14 protein-coding genes are annotated in these 15,775 nt (G+C 44.3%); 4 read left to right on the top strand and 10 right to left on the bottom strand.

Annotated features, from left to right (window positions below):
- Positions 1-151: 151 nt before the first annotated feature.
- Positions 152-988, bottom strand: coding sequence for a prolipoprotein diacylglyceryl transferase (gene lgt / locus Q5866_RS09555; RefSeq protein WP_303179947.1), 837 nt, complete (start codon positions 986-988; stop codon positions 152-154).
- Positions 985-1,578: a hypothetical protein gene (locus Q5866_RS09550; protein WP_303179946.1), complete on the bottom strand. Its 594-nt coding sequence runs from the start codon at positions 1,576-1,578 to the stop codon at positions 985-987. The genes lgt and Q5866_RS09550 overlap by 4 nt, the downstream gene beginning before the upstream one ends.
- 411 nt (positions 1,579-1,989) lie before the next feature.
- Between Q5866_RS09550 and Q5866_RS09545 the strand changes: the two genes are divergently transcribed.
- A complete protein-coding gene (locus tag Q5866_RS09545) occupies positions 1,990-3,489 on the top strand; it encodes an IMP dehydrogenase (protein WP_186976581.1) in 1,500 nt (499 codons plus the stop codon).
- 125 nt (positions 3,490-3,614) lie between these two features.
- Here Q5866_RS09545 and Q5866_RS09540 read toward each other — a convergent pair whose 3' ends face one another.
- The 3 genes from Q5866_RS09540 to Q5866_RS09530 all read right to left on the bottom strand — a co-directional run bounded on the left by Q5866_RS09540 (position 3,615) and on the right by Q5866_RS09530 (position 6,254).
- Positions 3,615-4,802: an ATP-binding protein gene (locus Q5866_RS09540; RefSeq protein WP_186976579.1), complete on the bottom strand. Its 1,188-nt coding sequence runs from the start codon at positions 4,800-4,802 to the stop codon at positions 3,615-3,617.
- A gap of 105 nt (positions 4,803-4,907) precedes the next feature.
- The gene (locus Q5866_RS09535) at positions 4,908-5,399 is read right to left on the bottom strand and encodes a GNAT family N-acetyltransferase (protein WP_186976577.1); all 492 of its coding nucleotides are present in this window, start codon (positions 5,397-5,399) and stop codon (positions 4,908-4,910) included.
- 18 nt (positions 5,400-5,417) lie between these two features.
- A complete protein-coding gene (locus Q5866_RS09530) occupies positions 5,418-6,254 on the bottom strand; it encodes an endonuclease VIII (RefSeq protein WP_186976575.1) in 837 nt (278 codons plus the stop codon).
- Positions 6,255-6,349: 95 nt separating this feature from the next.
- Here Q5866_RS09530 and Q5866_RS09525 point away from each other — a divergent pair, with 95 nt between their 5' ends.
- Positions 6,350-6,613 carry a GNAT family N-acetyltransferase gene (locus Q5866_RS09525; RefSeq protein ID WP_099294667.1) on the top strand — a complete coding sequence of 88 codons (264 nt, stop codon included), beginning with the start codon at positions 6,350-6,352 and terminating at the stop codon, positions 6,611-6,613.
- A 3-nt stretch (positions 6,614-6,616) separates the two neighbouring features.
- On the opposite strand, the gene Q5866_RS09520 is transcribed toward Q5866_RS09525, so the two are convergent.
- A complete protein-coding gene (locus Q5866_RS09520) occupies positions 6,617-7,351 on the bottom strand; it encodes a dolichyl-phosphate beta-glucosyltransferase (protein WP_099293229.1) in 735 nt (244 codons plus the stop codon).
- Between the two features lie 11 nt (positions 7,352-7,362).
- Positions 7,363-10,410 carry a tetratricopeptide repeat protein gene (locus tag Q5866_RS09515; RefSeq protein ID WP_303179945.1) on the bottom strand — a complete coding sequence of 1,016 codons (3,048 nt, stop codon included), beginning with the start codon at positions 10,408-10,410 and terminating at the stop codon, positions 7,363-7,365.
- 651 nt (positions 10,411-11,061) lie between these two features.
- On the opposite strand from Q5866_RS09515, the gene dnaK reads away from it, so the two are divergent.
- Positions 11,062-12,969, top strand: coding sequence for a molecular chaperone DnaK (gene dnaK, locus Q5866_RS09510; RefSeq protein ID WP_186976571.1), 1,908 nt, complete (start codon positions 11,062-11,064; stop codon positions 12,967-12,969).
- Positions 12,970-13,081: 112 nt separating this feature from the next.
- Here the strand turns inward: dnaK and Q5866_RS09505 are convergent, their stop codons facing one another.
- Positions 13,082-13,687, bottom strand: coding sequence for a response regulator (locus tag Q5866_RS09505; protein WP_303179944.1), 606 nt, complete (start codon positions 13,685-13,687; stop codon positions 13,082-13,084).
- A gap of 141 nt (positions 13,688-13,828) precedes the next feature.
- On the opposite strand from Q5866_RS09505, the gene Q5866_RS09500 reads away from it, so the two are divergent.
- Entirely contained in the window at positions 13,829-14,155 is a 327-nt protein-coding gene (locus Q5866_RS09500; RefSeq protein WP_186976569.1) for a DUF5684 domain-containing protein, read from the top strand.
- 45 nt (positions 14,156-14,200) lie between these two features.
- On the opposite strand, the gene dacB is transcribed toward Q5866_RS09500, so the two are convergent.
- On the bottom strand, positions 14,201-15,577 hold the full coding sequence (dacB, locus tag Q5866_RS09495; RefSeq protein WP_303179943.1) for a D-alanyl-D-alanine carboxypeptidase/D-alanyl-D-alanine-endopeptidase: 1,377 nt from the start codon (positions 15,575-15,577) through the stop codon (positions 14,201-14,203).
- Positions 15,574-15,771, bottom strand: a complete 198-nt coding sequence (gene xseB / locus Q5866_RS09490) for an exodeoxyribonuclease VII small subunit (protein WP_099293239.1) — start codon at positions 15,769-15,771, stop codon at positions 15,574-15,576. Before xseB ends, dacB begins: the two co-directional genes overlap by 4 nt.
- Positions 15,772-15,775 lie beyond the last annotated feature (4 nt).

The following is a 15,775-nucleotide window of genomic DNA, read 5'->3' as shown; positions in this document are numbered from 1 at the left end:
TTCCCTACCCCTTCCTGCCCTCATGAACGTAGCATAAACGTATCATGAACGTAGCATAGTCGTAAATCTGCGTTCATGATGTGTTTATGCTATATTCATAATGCCCTCTTGAGGTAGCGAATCCATAGCCCCAAGAGCGGGAAAAGAATAACTAACCGTTTCCACGACTTACCCGCCAAGCGAATAACAAAAACAGCATCCCCGCGAAAATAAAAGGAATACTCAACACCTGTCCCAAATCCAATGACATCTGTTCCTCGAAAGGCACTTGACGCTCTTTCAAAAATTCCAACAGGAAACGGGCACAGAATACCGCCACGAGCATCCCTCCCCACAACATCCCCGGGTAACGCCTCAACCCCACCCGCCGGTAAAGCAACATATTTCCCCCGAAAATAGCCAAATACGCCATCGCCTCGTACAACTGTGCCGGATGCCGGGGTACACCATCCACCCGTTCGAAAACAAAAGCCCAAGGCACACTCGTCCCCGTCCCGACAATCTCCGAGTTGACCAGATTTCCCAACCGTATGAAACAAGCCGCCAACGGCAACACCAAAGCAATCGCATCCAACGTTCGAATAATCTTCTCCCCCGTTACCCGGGAATAAATCACCAACGCCACAATCCACCCCAGCGCTCCCCCGTGGCTCGCCATCCCCTCGTAGCCCGAAAACACGTAGCCTCCTCCCGGCAATTCCCTGACAGGCAAAAAGATCTCCAACGGATGTTTCCAGTAATAATCATACTCGTAAATCAAACAATGTCCTATCCTCGCCCCGAGAAACAAACCCACCAAACTCAACACCACCAACACCTGTAAATGTTCCCACGGCATCCCGTTCCTCTCGTACACCCGCTTCAATATCCACACGGACAACACTGTCCCCGCAATAAACAGCAGGCTGTAGTACATAATCGGCACCCCTAATACCGTAAAAGCCACCGGCTCGACATTCCAACGGATAAACATCATAACAAAATTCATTCTCTATTTCTTTGGAACTTATCCCGTTCAGTCACTTCATGCCAATATATTTTATCCCAATCCCTCCCCAAACGTTTATTAATCCTTGCTACGGCTTCTCGATTCATACGTCTTTCGTCCTCAACATTTCCCATGCACCCGATATTAATATAAAGTAAACCATACCTTAACCCGACCAAACGTAAAAAACTGTCTTGATAAGCCGGACAACCCACATAATATAATGTATCACAGCGCCCCTTCTCCCCTTCCAAAGAACGTACTATATCATCGAACGTAATATTCACGCATATGGAATCCACATTCCCACTCCGGTATATCTTATATTTAATATCAGGAATACAATTATTCACGCAATAAACCTCCACTTCATACTCTCGGGTAGGTGCAGGAAACCAAAACCGAAAACTACCTGTACTATCGACATTTATAGATTGGTAAACCGTATCCGCGACAATCATTTTAATCAAGCAGCCTTTCCAAAACCTCTTATCTGTCAATGTCCCATGTACCAGTGGAGTTGCTTGCCCAACAGCACATAATGTCGAATAAATCCAAATAAACCCGATAAAAATAATTTTCCACGACATAACTTTTTTGAATTAAAATACTTATCCACAATAATTCCACACTATAAATAATCAATTTGAATCAAAGGTACAAAAAATTCACAAATATAGACACGACAGTACCAAATCCGTGAAACGAATTTCTCCAAAATCACTAAATATCTCCAGAGTTCCCACGGTAATCCTAAAGTGATACTGCCTCATCCCAGTCACAGCACGGGTATTCCCCCGTTACAGCCCCCTTCCCCAAGGGCGAAACAAGCGCGAGCGAAGCGACTTGTAAGTAACGTGAGGTATTACTACCCTAGGAATACGGTATATTTTCAGTGAAATCAAGACACGATAAAAAATAACCTTACATGCGCCCTAATTATTCGGCGGATTTTACTATCTTTGCCCAATTTTTAATCAATTCGTATAAAGATAAACTCTATGGCAATCTATTTGGACGATGTATCAAGAACTTTCGGAGAATATCTGCTTATTCCCGGTTTAACCACGAAACAGTGTATTCCTACCAATGTTTCATTGAAAACACCTTTGGTGAAGTATAAAAAAGGCGAAAAATCGGCTATCGAGCTGAATATTCCTTTTGTTTCCGCGATTATGCAGTCGGTTTCCGACTCGGGACTGGCGATAGCGCTTGCCCGTAACGGCGGATTGTCATTCATTTTCGGCTCGCAACCCATCGAATCGCAAGCCGAAATGGTTCGCAAGGTAAAGAAATTCAAAGCCGGATTCGTTACCAGCGACTCGAACATCACCCCGGAAGCCACCTTGGCTGACGTGCTGGCTCTCGTGAAACGGACGGGACACACCACCATGGGAGTGACTGACGACGGTACCCCGAACGGCAAATTGCTAGGATTGGTAACCAGCCGGGATTACCGCGGGGAGAAAGACCCGAAAGACCGGAAAGTAAAAGAGTTTATGACCCCGTTCTCCAAACTAACCGTGGGAGAAGTAGGTATGACTCTCAGCGAAGCGAACCAAATCATCTGGGATCACAAGCTGAATACATTGCCCATCATAGACAAAGACCAGAAGCTGGCTTACTTCGTGTTCCGCAAAGACTACGATAGCCACAAGGATAACCCGAACGAACTGTTGAACATGACGGACAAGAAATTACTTGTCGGTGCGGGTATCAATTCACGGGATTACAAAGAGCGGGTTCCCGCCCTCGTGGAAGCAGGAGTAGACGTGTTGTGTATCGACTCGTCCGACGGATTCTCCGAGTGGCAAAAAGAAACTTTGCAATGGATCAAGGAAGAATACAACGGCAAAGTACTCGTGGGAGCCGGAAACGTGGTAGATCAAGCCGGATTCCGTTATCTGGTTGAAGCCGGAGCGGACTTTATCAAAGTAGGTATCGGTGGCGGTTCCATCTGTATCACCCGCGAGCAAAAAGGTATCGGACGCGGACAAGCGACTGCCGTTATCGACGTGGCAAAAGCCCGTGACAAGTATTTCGAGGATACCGGTATTTACGTGCCTATTTGCAGTGACGGTGGTCTGGTACACGATTACCACATGGTATTGGCTCTTGCCATGGGTGCCGACTTCTTGATGATGGGACGTTACTTTGCCCGTTTCGACGAGTCCCCCACCAAAAAATTAATGGTGGGAAACAACTACGTGAAAGAATACTGGGGCGAAGGTTCCAACCGCGCGCACAACTGGCAACGTTACGACATGGGCGGCAGCGAATCCTTGAAATTCGAGGAAGGAGTGGATAGTTACGTTCCCTACGCGGGAAAATTGAAAGATAATCTGGACGTAACCATCGGAAAGATCAAATCGACCATGTGCAGTTGCGGGGCAACCACTATCCCCGAATTGCAGAAAAACGCCAAGATCACGCTGGTTTCATCTACCAGTATCGTGGAAGGCGGCGCTCACGATGTAATCTTGAAAGATCACAATAGATAAAAAAACACGAGTTTATCAGGCAACATACTGTAAACTCACACAAAAATACCCGTTGGAAAGATAAACTGGTCTTCTCCAACGGGTATTCCTTTGAACAGGAAAATACAGCAAAGACTCTCCGTTAATTATTCAAATAATTTTGTAGGATTAATACTTAAAAAATCCTCGGCTTTCATTCCTCCATCTCCCACAACCATAGTCATATAAGGATTATACATTTTCCGAATTTCCTCAAGTCCGGCATTATACTTTTCTCTGTTACTCTTCACTTCTATAGCAACAATACGACTTTTTTTCTGAAGAATATAATCAACTTCCTTATCACGTTCCCGCCAATAAAAAACTTTATATCCACCAATAAAAGCGTTACTAATAATATGAGCTCCAATTGCCGATTCAAAAATACGTCCCCATTCTTTACTATTTATAACAGCTTCCTTAAAAGTCAGATCTCCGTAAATATTTTTCAAAGCATTATTATAGACTTGAAATTTCGGAGCACTTGCCCGCTGACGAGAATGGTCAATCGTGAATTTTTGTAATCCGCCAAGTAGTCCACTATCCCCGAGCAAATTCAGATAACTGGCTAAAGTTGTTGTATTACCAGCATCTTGTAACGCTCCGACCATCTTCGTCAATGAAACTATTTCCCCGGAATAAGATGAACCTAATTCAAAAGCCTGTCGTAACAGAGCGGGTTTTCCTATCGGAGAATCATACAAAATATCCTTATTAATTGTAGCGTCAATAATTGCACTATTTATGTACTGACTCCAACGTTCTTCATCATCAATCAAAAATGCTGCACCCGGGTAACCTCCAAAAAAGATATACTGCTCTAACGTCATACCAAAAGCATCCCGCATCTCGGGATAAGACCAATGAGTCATTCTAATTTCCTCAAAACGTCCCATCATTGAATCCGATAATCCTTTTTCCAGAAGCACCCGCGAAGAACCAAGAAGAAGAACTTTAATATTTATATCATTAAATGTATCCTCATCCCACTCCTTCTTTACAACCTCACTCCAATTCTTTATTTTCTGAATTTCATCAATCACTAAAACAAATTCAACATATTTTTCTACACGCATTTGAGCTCGAGCCGTGTTCCAACAATCGGATATCCAAGACACTTGAGTGGCCGGAACATTATCTGCAGAATAGATTTGGAACGGAATATCCAAATCCTTTAGAACTTGTTTGACAACAGTTGTCTTTCCGACTTGCCGAGGTCCCAATACAACTTGCAAGAAATGCCTTGACTCCTCTATTCGCTGTTTTATAATCTGATACTGCTCTCTTTTATACATATATAACAATTTACTCAATGGAATGAGTATTTTTACTCAATAATATATGCAAATATATGAAATATCCTCTACTCTACAAACACCACTTAATATAATATCACCTATTTATTCTTCATCATATTCCAAGTATTTTACCATCTTGTAATTCTTCAGGAATAGACGGTTGGCAGGGTAACTCTGTTCTTTCTCCACCACGAACCCCAATTTCCGGAAAAAAGGATAAGCCGTGAGGCTCACGTCAGCAGTGATTGCCGATACTTTCAAGGCACGGGCTCTTCTCTCCATAAAACCGTACAGGGTTGAAGCGATACCTTGCCCTTGAAAATCTTTATGCACGAACATGGAATTCAAATATCCATTTGCCGACAGCGCGGCAAATCCCAACACATGACCGTCCTCATCTTCTACCATCAAAGTGTAATAAAAATACACGATCTTCTCCCAACGTTCGTCATTTTCCCCGCAGGAAGCCCAGTCTGCCACTTCTTCTGCCGTGTAATCCTGTCTGTTCACTGACAAGACGGTTTCCCGGAATAACTGTTTCAAGGCAGGAATATCCCGGATAGTAGCTTTTCGCACACACTCTATCGCTCTCATATAGAACGAATTTAAGTATCAGTATTTCTGACAGGTGTTACAATAATAGATACTTCCTCCCATGTAATTTTCTTTCAATATCGTATCGCCGCAACGAAGACAATGAGTCCCGACCGTATCTTTGGATAAATAAGAAATATATCCTCCCTTCCGGTCAAACAAATCTTTCTCCGAGCTACGACCACCTTTCTCAAGCATTTCACGCGTGGTTTCTTTCACGTGATGATACAATTCTTCCCGCTGCCGCACGGATAGAGTAGCGATCTTCGTTTTCGGATGAACACGGGCATTGTACAGGATATCCTGTAACACCCCGTTTCCCAAACCGGGAATCATCTGATCCGTCGCCAGAAATGCTTTAGCGCTCTTGTTTTGCACGTCCCCGGCGTTAATCAATCCCAAGAAATACTCCTTGGTAAAAGCATCCGACATCACTTGCGGCTTTGTTCTGGCACAACTGTAATAGGCGTTCAACCCGCCATCGAACGAGTCGCCCGCGAAACAAAGTATTCCCCCGTACATGCGTACGGAAACGATGATACAACTTTCATCCTCGAATCCCACGAGCAACTGGTGTTTGTCCGGCAATTTCGCCCCCGGTGCGTAATAACGTAAATTCGCCCCATCCGTGAACACAAGTTTTACATCCCCCGCGTTTACCTGTACCATTCCCCCGTAAGCACATGACTCTCCCACGATTTTATCTTGCAACATTTCGGGATACTCGTCCGGGTTTCCACAAGAAAAAGTGAATTTATGCGGCGTGTGACGCACCAATACATAAGTAACACGCTTCCCTTTGATCGTTTCATTCAATTGCCTTGCCAAACAAACTGCTTCCGGTGCTTCTATCATATCATTCTGTTTTATTGTTTTATTTTCAAATATAGAATAAAAAAATGAACCATAACATTCTTTTTATTACTTTCGTACACGATAAAAAAGAACTTATGAATTACAAAATCACTCACTATCCCAACAAACAGCGGTTTGAAATCGAAATCGGAGGCATGACAGCCTACGCGGAATATTATTTACACGACGGTAGTCTGGATATCATCCACACGTTTGTACCCCCGGCATTAGAGGGACAAGGCATAGCCGGGGCATTGACCGAAGCCGCCTATGAATACGCGAAAGCCAACGAGTTGAAACCCAAAGCGACTTGCTCTTACGCTGTCGTCTGGTTAAAAAGACACCCGGAATATCTTTGATTTTCATTTCGCCATGTACTGGCAGTATATATTAAACAACTCCTTCGGCATCTTCAATAAATGGGTGAACTTTATACGGCTATCCCCTTTCTCCACCCACGTGTCGAGAGGCACCTCGTGAATGATTTTGTCGTAGTCGGCATGCTCCTTCCGTACCCGCAAAATCAGTTCCACGTCAAAGAGCCATTTGGAATTAAAACTATCTTTAAAAATCACGGGTACCAACTCGCTTTTAAATAATTTCGCCCCGCATTGGCTGTCATACACGGGAAGCTGATACAGCACGGAAACCAACGTGGCGAATCCCCGCCCCAAGTAATGACGATACGCTTTACGCTGCACGTTTGCCCCCAACCGTTTCAACCGGACTCCCATCACCATCTGTACCCCCTGCTTATACTCCATCTCTTCCGACAGCAAATGCAAATCCTCTAACGGGGTAGCCAAATCGGCATCCAAAAAGCCTATCGCCATGTACCGTCCCAACGAAGCCGCGTACAGCATGCCACTCCGCACGGCTTCCGCCTTTCCCCGGTTGTCGGCGTTATCCACCAGCAGGAACCGTTCCGGTTCCGAGGCTACAGCCCGACGCAAAACCTCGGAAGTGTTATCCTTACTCCCGTCATTCACGAAACAGAAATCAAATCTCTCGTCGTGCCTCACGAAATCACGGAATTTGGATACTTCCAAACGTTGGGATTCGTTATAACAAGGTATTATAATACATATTTTTTTCATCGCGTCTCTTTTTATAATCGGATGTCGCCCCCTTTGGACAGTACATTCTGCAATTCCGAGGCTTCCCAATCGTGAGGATCAAGTTCCGTGGCTTTCTTCGCGTATTCCAACGCCGAAGCACGCCGCCCCTCTGTCAATTCGTACAATCCCCACAGCAACATCAACTCGCTATCCTCTTTCACGTCCTTCATTTGCAGTAACAATTCACGTGCTTCCGCCGACTTTTTCTGTTGCAAGAAAGCCCGTATCTCAATCTTCCGCAAAGTAACCTTATCCCGTCCCTGCTCGTGCAGCAAGGTTGTAACCTGTTCCAGCATTTTGTAGTTCTTCACCCGGCAATAACACTCTGCCAATGAAAGCAATACCTTCTCGTCCGCTTTCTTTGCCCGCACCACCTTTTCGTACGTTTCAATAGCTTTCGCGTAACTCCGGTTACGTTTCAGAATATCACCACCTAACGCCAGAGCCTGATCGTTACGTCCGTTATAACGCAACGCTTTATTCACTTGATCGAGGGCTTCTTTATCCTTCCCTTCAGTGTAATAAATCAATCCTTTCAAATAATAGGACGAAGAAGCCACGTCATTCTGAGCCAACATACCATCGACAGCCTGATGCGCCGTGGCATAACGTCCCAACTCCAACGCGCTGAGAGCCTTTATATTCAACGCGTCCATCAGTTGAGGCTGCCATTTCAACGCCTCCCCGGCACAACGTAAGGCATCCTCGTGTTTGTGCGCACTGTAATACATTCTCGCCAACCGCATCCACATCTCCTCGTTCCACGGGTGGGCTTTCAAATAATCCTCCAGTTCCGCCTCGGCTTCCGCGTATTTCTTTTCCTTTTCCAACAATATCGCCCCGTAATCTTTTTTGGAAGTACGTTCCCCGATCACGCACATGGGCAAACCATCCACATCCACGGAATGAAGGAATCCCTCTTTCACGGGGAAAAGCCCGTTCTTCAACTGGTAACTATTGATATACACGTTACCGAATATCATATAATCCCAATCTTTACTATACTTGTCGTAATATCGGCTGTAAATCACCGTCACGTTCGTATCCTTCCGGAAATAGTGTTGCAAATTGGCACTGTGATTCGTGACGATCGTGACCGGACGTCCCTTGTAATCCACGTTCGCCTTAAACCAATCCACTCCTTTTTTCAAAGAATTATAATAGTAATCTGTTTCGTAATCACCATAAGCACCCTTCACCCCTCCTACCAGTTCGTTAAAATAGACGTAATCGTTCGGGTGGTTCACTGCCATATGCCGTGCCGGCAGGAAAAGCAAACCGATAAACCCGAACGCCGACACGAGTTTCAGGTATTTGGGAGCCACAGACAGCAACAATGTCCAGAAACGGGCAGCCAGCAACACCATGAACGGCATAACGAACAACAAATGCCGGATTCCGCCATATAAATTCGATTTCTGGTAAATCACCCAGAACACGGGAAACACCAGTGAAAACAGGATAAAGAAAGAGAGTAATGAAAACTCTTTCTTCCTCGAAACCATAAAAATAAAGTACCCGAAGAAACCGATCACCACCACCAGCGGCGATGCGATCATCAAGTATTTCGGGGCATAATGCACGGGCAACATATTGGACATCATCTGTTGTCCCTCGAATATGGTACGCAACCCGATATTATAATTCGTGAACTCCTTCAAAGAAAAGACCACGTTCGTGAAAGGACGAGCCATGGCAAAAGGCCACGTGACAATAGACAAGAAATAGCCGACAAACAACACGATCACGATAAGAAACAGGATATTCTCCACCTCTTTCCGGTATTTCAAGAATTTGTAAAATTCCTTGAAACCTACCCAAAGGATATAGAATAAACCTCCGTACATCACCAGATAAGGAAACAGGAGCAAACCTCCCGAACGAGTCCCCAATGCCAAAGCGATACCCAACACGGCACCAATGACGTGACGCAGTTTTATCACGGGATAACGATCGAACAACCGGACAAAATAAAATATAGCAACCAAATATCCCACGGCAAAAGGTATATCCTTCAAATTATTCATGCTATGCCCGAAAAAACGCGGCGAGAAGAAAAGCATCAACATGGACAGCAAACCGCATAACCCACCCCCGAAACGCAATCCCATCAGTCCGATAACGATAACCCCCAGCACCCCGACAAAGGCACATACCACGTGCCGCACGGCGTACACGTCATCCGCACCGATCACGTTTGCCACAACAGCCGCCACGACCTGCATCGAGTTCCCGTAAAGATGTAACGCCGTTTTCGGTTGATTTAGAGCCGCCTTATCCCCTTTCATGAAATAATCCAACACGTAACCGGAATGACGGTGGTCTACAAACTCATCGCCACTAATACCGTAATCTTTGCTCACGTAAGGCATATAGAAAAACACGAATATCCCGAAAAGCAACATCAGCATACGATAGACCATATCCCGTCGGGCACGATTACCGGAATCGAACAACGTGGTAAAAAAACGACCGGATACCAGAAATTGAAACGGTACCCGCCACAAATAGTTGACAGCCGGATTAGAAGTCGCAGTTGTTTCCTTCCAAGTGACCGTTGTCTCCAAACGACTGAATTTCACGTATGCTTTCTGCAAACTGTAACTTACCGCCCGCAACAGGTTATCGTCCAAATCCTGCCCGGCGTATGATCTCATGAACAAAGACTTCTGCCCGATCAATACCGGAGAATCCGTGATTACCCGATCCCCTCTCCACAATGCCACATCCATAAAACCGAACCATAATTTCCGTTTTTGTCCCGACACGTAATACAAATGCTCTTTCCGGCATGACTTACGATATGCCTGCACAAAAGTTGACAAAGTATTTACCGCCACCCGGTCAAGATCGACCAACATGACCTCGTCAGCATCCACGTTCTGAAGTGTCTTCAAGAACTCTTCATGACTACATCCCGACCTCAACAAAACAAAGTTACTCCGCAAGTCATTACCCGAACCCAAGAGGGATTCATGAAAATCTGTATTTCCGCTAAAACCAATCACTTGGATAGCTTTGTTCACGTTCTCTTCCACTATAATTTCTTTTACACAACAAGTTATATTATCTTCTAGCCTGATTGAATCTCTTCTAAGGGGATAAATATAATAAAAAACTTTATAGCAAACATCATTCTTAAAAAGTATTTAATATGCATATTTTTATCACCTTCCAAAAACATGACAAGCATCTAATACCTAGGCATTTCCGATATACTGCCCATGTATAAGTATCTCTATTTCAATGCATCTTCGATACAAAGACGTTTCAAAGACGTTCACGAACGTCTTTGAAACGTCTTTGTATCGAAGGTGTAACGTCTTTGATCCCTTATTACATCGGAACTACATCGAATATTGTATTGGGATTCAACACAATAACATTTTAAGGGAATGACAAAAAACCGAGAAAGTTTACTTTCCGGTAAGAAAACAGCTTCCCGCAAGCCTCAGATTGCATCGTCATAAAGATAACATGACAAACCGGACAGAACGTTACAAGGATCAATTCTATATCCAAGCCTCATCTATGACAAATCGTGACGTTCTGTCAGTAATCATGTCATTAAATATTCCAATTTTCCGGCTGGCACACCGTTTGATAAAAGATTAATGTTCTTGAAACTATTCGAGGACAAAGAACGAAAAACAAGTATTGAAAATAATAACATTATAATATTAAACAATATGGGAAAGATAATTGGTATAGATTTGGGAACCACGAACTCTTGCGTTGCCGTAATGGAAGGTAACGAACCCGTGGTGATCCCTAACAGTGAGGGAAGGAGAACGACACCGTCTATCGTCGCTTTCGTTGACAATGGCGAAAGAAAAGTAGGTGACCCCGCGAAACGTCAGGCGATCACGAACCCGACGAGAACAATATATTCTATCAAACGGTTCATGGGTGAAACCTATGATCAAGTAGCAAAAGAAATTAACCGGGTAGCTTACAAAGTGGTACGCGGTGACAATAACACCCCGCGTGTCGAAATCGGTGACCGGAAATATTCTCCGCAAGAGATTTCCGCGATGATTCTTCAGAAAATGAAGAAAACCGCCGAGGACTATTTGGGGCAGGAAGTTACGGAAGCGGTAATCACCGTACCCGCGTATTTCAATGACGCTCAACGTCAAGCCACAAAAGAAGCCGGAGAGATTGCCGGATTAACGGTTAAGCGTATTATCAACGAGCCGACGGCTGCCGCTTTGGCCTACGGGTTGGATAAACAAGACAAAGACATGAAAATCGCTGTCTTCGACTTGGGTGGTGGTACTTTCGATATTTCTATCCTTGAATTGGGTGACGGAGTATTTGAAGTAAAATCAACCGACGGTGATACTCACTTGGGTGGTGATGACTTCGACGACGTAATCATCAACTGGCTTGCAGACGAATTCAAGAAAGACGAAGGCGTGGATATCCGGAAAGACCCGATGGCTCACCAACGTCTGAAAGAAGCGGCAGAAAAAGCGAAAATAGAATTGTCAAGTTCCACGTCAACGGAAATCAACTTGCCGTATATTTTCCCGGTAGACGGGATGCCCAAACACTTGGTAAGAACATTGACAAGAGCTCAATTCGAGCAACTGACCGACCAACTGGTGCAAAACACGATCGAACCATGTCGCCGTGCCTTGAAAAACGCTAACATCAGCGCTTCCGAGATTAGCGAAGTGATTCTGGTAGGTGGTTCTACCCGTATCCCGGCTGTCCAGAAAAAGGTACAAGAGTTCTTCGGCAAAGCCCCGTCAAAGGGTGTAAACCCGGACGAAGTGGTGGCAGTAGGTGCCGCTATCCAAGGTGGTGTATTGACCGGAGAGGTAAAAGACGTGCTGTTACTTGACGTAACCCCGCTTTCTTTGGGTATCGAGACGTTAGGTGGCGTGATGACCAAATTGATCGAGTCCAACACGACCATTCCGACCAAGAAATCAGAGGTATTCTCAACGGCTGCCGATAACCAACCGTCAGTAGAGATCCACGTATTGCAGGGAGAGCGTCCCATGGCAAAAGACAACAAGACAATCGGACGTTTCCACTTGGACGGTCTACCACCAGCCCCGCGCGGTGTACCACAGATCGAGGTAAGTTTCGATATCGACGCCAACGGTATATTGAAAGTATCTGCCAAGGATAAAGCTACCGGAAAAGAACAATCTATCCGTATCGAAGCATCATCCGGTCTTTCGGACGCAGATATCAAGAGAATGAAAGACGAAGCTTCCGCCAATGCCGAAGCTGACCGAATTGAAAAGGAACGTATCGACACGATCAATAAAGCCGACAGTATGATCTTCCAAACCGAAAAGCAATTGAAAGAGTTTGGAGATAAATTGCCTGCGGACAAGAAACAACCGATTGAAGCCGCTTTGCAGAAACTGAAAGACGCTCACAAAGCTCAAGACGTTGCCGCAATCAACTCGTCAATCGATGAATTGAACAACGTGTTCCAAGCTGCATCACAAGAGATGTATAACGCCCAACAACAAGCCGGCGGACAACAACAAGGTGCACCTCACGCGGAACAACAACCGAACAATGGTGGTAAAGATCAAGAAGTAACCGACGTTGATTTCGAGGAAGTGAAATAAGAAAAAAGGGGCTGAAAAACAGTCCCTTTTTTAGTCCATAAAATTCGTAAGGTTTATAAAGTGGTATTATTACCTTATAGACTTTATAAACCTTATGAATTTTATGGACTATTTATTTAAGATATTTCGCTATCGTTTCTTTTAACAAGTTAGCTGATAATGGTTTTGTCAGATAATCATTACATCCGGCTTCCAATGCTTTCACCCGGTCGTCATCAAAAGCGAAAGCGGTTAAGGCTATGATTGGTACCTCTTTAGATTCCGCCCGAATCACACGGGTTGCAGCCAAACCATCCAGTACCGGCATTTTTATATCCATGAGGATAAGGTCGGGGTTTGATTGTTTGAATAAATCTATTGCTTCTTGCCCATCCCACGCGTGAACCAATGTATAAATTTTTCCGATAATAGCTTTCAATAAAAGGTAACTACTCTCAACATCTTCCGCGACCAGAATTGTTCTACCGGCACTTACGCTTTCTTTTGTTTCATTATTTTCCATATCGTTCATTCCTGTTTCGATTGCAATTTCTTGATAAGGAATTGTAAATTTAAAAATAGAACCTTTATCCCCTTCGGATTCGACAGATATATCTCCGCCCATTTTTTCAACCAGCATCTTACATATCGCCAATCCTAATCCCGAACCTCGGGCAAAGGTATTCAATTTTGTGAAACGATCAAAGATTGTGGTTACTTTTATCTTTCTACCGTTCAAGTGTAAAAACTTTATAAGAATATAGCAAAAAACTTTTGCAGAACATTCAATTTTTATACTTTTGCGCCATACTTAGCATGTGTGCTAAACGTGGAGTAATATTCATTCAAACTATAAATGTTTAATTAAAAATTCAAAATTATGGTCGGATTAATTTATCTGCTTATTGTCGTTTTGATGTTGGTTTCCATGTGGAAAATCTTCGAAAAAGCCGGCAGACAAGGTTGGGAAGGTATTATCCCTATTTACAACATTTACGTGATGCTTCAAATCATCAACAGACCGTGGTGGTGGCTTTTGATCATCATTTTCGTGCCGATTGCAAACCTCGTGTTTTCTATCATCATGTTACACGAGTTCCTTGCCAAATTCGGTAAAGGCGTCGGATTCACGATTGCAACCATTTTCTTCGGTTTCATCACGTTACCGATGTTGGCTTTCGGAGATGCCACGTTCAAAAATGAATAAATAAGTTTATAAAGTTCATAAGGTGCATGCATCTTATGAACTTTACTAACTGTTTGCCAGTTCTCGCAAAAAATCCCGTATAGTTTCTTGAATTTTCACCGGGTCGCCCGTGTAGTTATTCACGAATATGGTGAATGCCAATGTTTCTCCATTCCGTGTTGACAAATATCCGGCCAAGGCACGCACTCCAAACATAGAACCCGTTTTCGCTCTTAAATTACCGCCTAATACCGGATCGGCTGAATATACACGCAGCCCCCTGTCAATACCGCCTCGGGGTAAGGAAGCAAAAAAAGAATCTCCCAAATGACTTTTCGCCCATAATAGCAAATCCGTGATTACCTCTGCAGGCAAGGCATTAGACGGAGAAAGCCCGCAAGCATCCTTTATCGTGATTCCCGATGAATCAATGCCGATAACACTTAATTCTTGTTTCACCGTAGTTTCAAAATCCGAAGGGTTTACCAGCGCACCCAATGCTTCGGCAAAGAGATTCACGCTATTTTTATTCGTGTAGAAAACGATTTCTTTTAGTAACGGAGATTCAACAGTAAACCATTCGCAACATTCGGTAGAAACACCTTTTTTCTTTTCCAAGATAATGTTTTTCGCTTTCAATTCTTTCTCTATCTCTGCCCGAAAAACCGATGCCGGTTTATGCATAGCTCCTTTCACGGCAAAAGAAGAACGGTTGGCAGGTATAGTCCCTCGCGCCAACAGCACGGAAGCCTCCGGACCACCATATATCCACGCGTCATCCTGTTGCTTCACGGAGGCTAAAACCTCATTTTGTAATTTCACTCCCGGCACTGACGGGATGACAGATACGACACGGGTACGTGTTCCCGGTTTCCCGGATGCCAAAGTGACCGTGTACGTGTTATCCCGATAATTGAACGGGTGATACAAAGCCCCGTAGTAATTGGCAATATCCTCCCAAGGCCACGAACCCGGAATATAAGGTTGTTCCCCCTCGCCCTGAATAATAACGGCTCCTTCGATACGTCTTATACCCAGTCCGACGATCGAATCCACCAAACGTTTCGTAAAGACAGCATCTTTGAAATACTTCGAATCAAGACAGGGATCACCCCCGGCCTCTATAACGATATTTCCTTGAAGGAGCCCTTCTTTTATCTCTCCCGTGTAAAATACTTTAGTTTGATAGGTCAACGAGTCACCTTTCAACTTCAAAGCCAACGAGGTGGGCAATAGCTTCAACACGGAAGCCGGACGCAAAGCCATTCCGGGGTTATGTTCATACACGACTTCGCCGCCGGCGACATTCTTCACGCTCACGCCGATCGCCGCATGTTTCAGTCCCTCCTGCTGCCACAAGGCTTGCAATTTATCGGGATTCTGTGCGATTCCTTGACCAAATGTCAACAAGAGAACAATAACGGTTCCCCAGAAGTTCATCATTCGGCAATGGATTTCAACACCTTGTTTACTTCTTCCTCCGTACTGTGTAATTTCTCTTTACAAAATTCGACAAGCACGGCTATCCGCTTTACTTTTTCTCGCAACTCGTCTACATCCAACTTATTTTCTTCCAAGAGTTTTACCAAGTTCTCAATCTCCTCCATCGCTGATTTATAGGTCAAATTCTCTTCCATAATA

The sequence above is a fragment of the uncultured Butyricimonas sp. genome, from assembly GCF_959596855.1.
Taxonomy (GTDB): Bacteria; Bacteroidota; Bacteroidia; order Bacteroidales; family Marinifilaceae; genus Butyricimonas; species Butyricimonas muris.
The sequence above is the reverse complement of the archived record's forward strand: the minus strand, read 5'-3'. Positions and strand labels throughout refer to the sequence as shown.

Excerpts from the sequence above, each read along its gene's own strand:
- lgt (WP_303179947.1), bottom strand. The coding sequence starts at position 988 with ATGAATTTTGTTATGATGTTTATCCGTTGGAATGTCGAGCCGGTGGCT.
- Q5866_RS09550 (WP_303179946.1), bottom strand. The coding sequence starts at position 1,578 with ATGTCGTGGAAAATTATTTTTATCGGGTTTATTTGGATTTATTCGACA.
- Q5866_RS09545 (WP_186976581.1), top strand. The coding sequence starts at position 1,990 with ATGGCAATCTATTTGGACGATGTATCAAGAACTTTCGGAGAATATCTG.
- Q5866_RS09540 (WP_186976579.1), bottom strand. The coding sequence starts at position 4,802 with ATGTATAAAAGAGAGCAGTATCAGATTATAAAACAGCGAATAGAGGAG.
- Q5866_RS09535 (WP_186976577.1), bottom strand. The coding sequence starts at position 5,399 with ATGAGAGCGATAGAGTGTGTGCGAAAAGCTACTATCCGGGATATTCCT.
- Q5866_RS09530 (WP_186976575.1), bottom strand. The coding sequence starts at position 6,254 with ATGATAGAAGCACCGGAAGCAGTTTGTTTGGCAAGGCAATTGAATGAA.
- Q5866_RS09525 (WP_099294667.1), top strand. The coding sequence starts at position 6,350 with ATGAATTACAAAATCACTCACTATCCCAACAAACAGCGGTTTGAAATC.
- Q5866_RS09520 (WP_099293229.1), bottom strand. The coding sequence starts at position 7,351 with ATGAAAAAAATATGTATTATAATACCTTGTTATAACGAATCCCAACGT.
- dnaK (WP_186976571.1), top strand. The coding sequence starts at position 11,062 with ATGGGAAAGATAATTGGTATAGATTTGGGAACCACGAACTCTTGCGTT.
- Q5866_RS09500 (WP_186976569.1), top strand. The coding sequence starts at position 13,829 with ATGGTCGGATTAATTTATCTGCTTATTGTCGTTTTGATGTTGGTTTCC.
- dacB (WP_303179943.1), bottom strand. The coding sequence starts at position 15,577 with ATGATGAACTTCTGGGGAACCGTTATTGTTCTCTTGTTGACATTTGGT.
- xseB (WP_099293239.1), bottom strand. The coding sequence starts at position 15,771 with ATGGAAGAGAATTTGACCTATAAATCAGCGATGGAGGAGATTGAGAAC.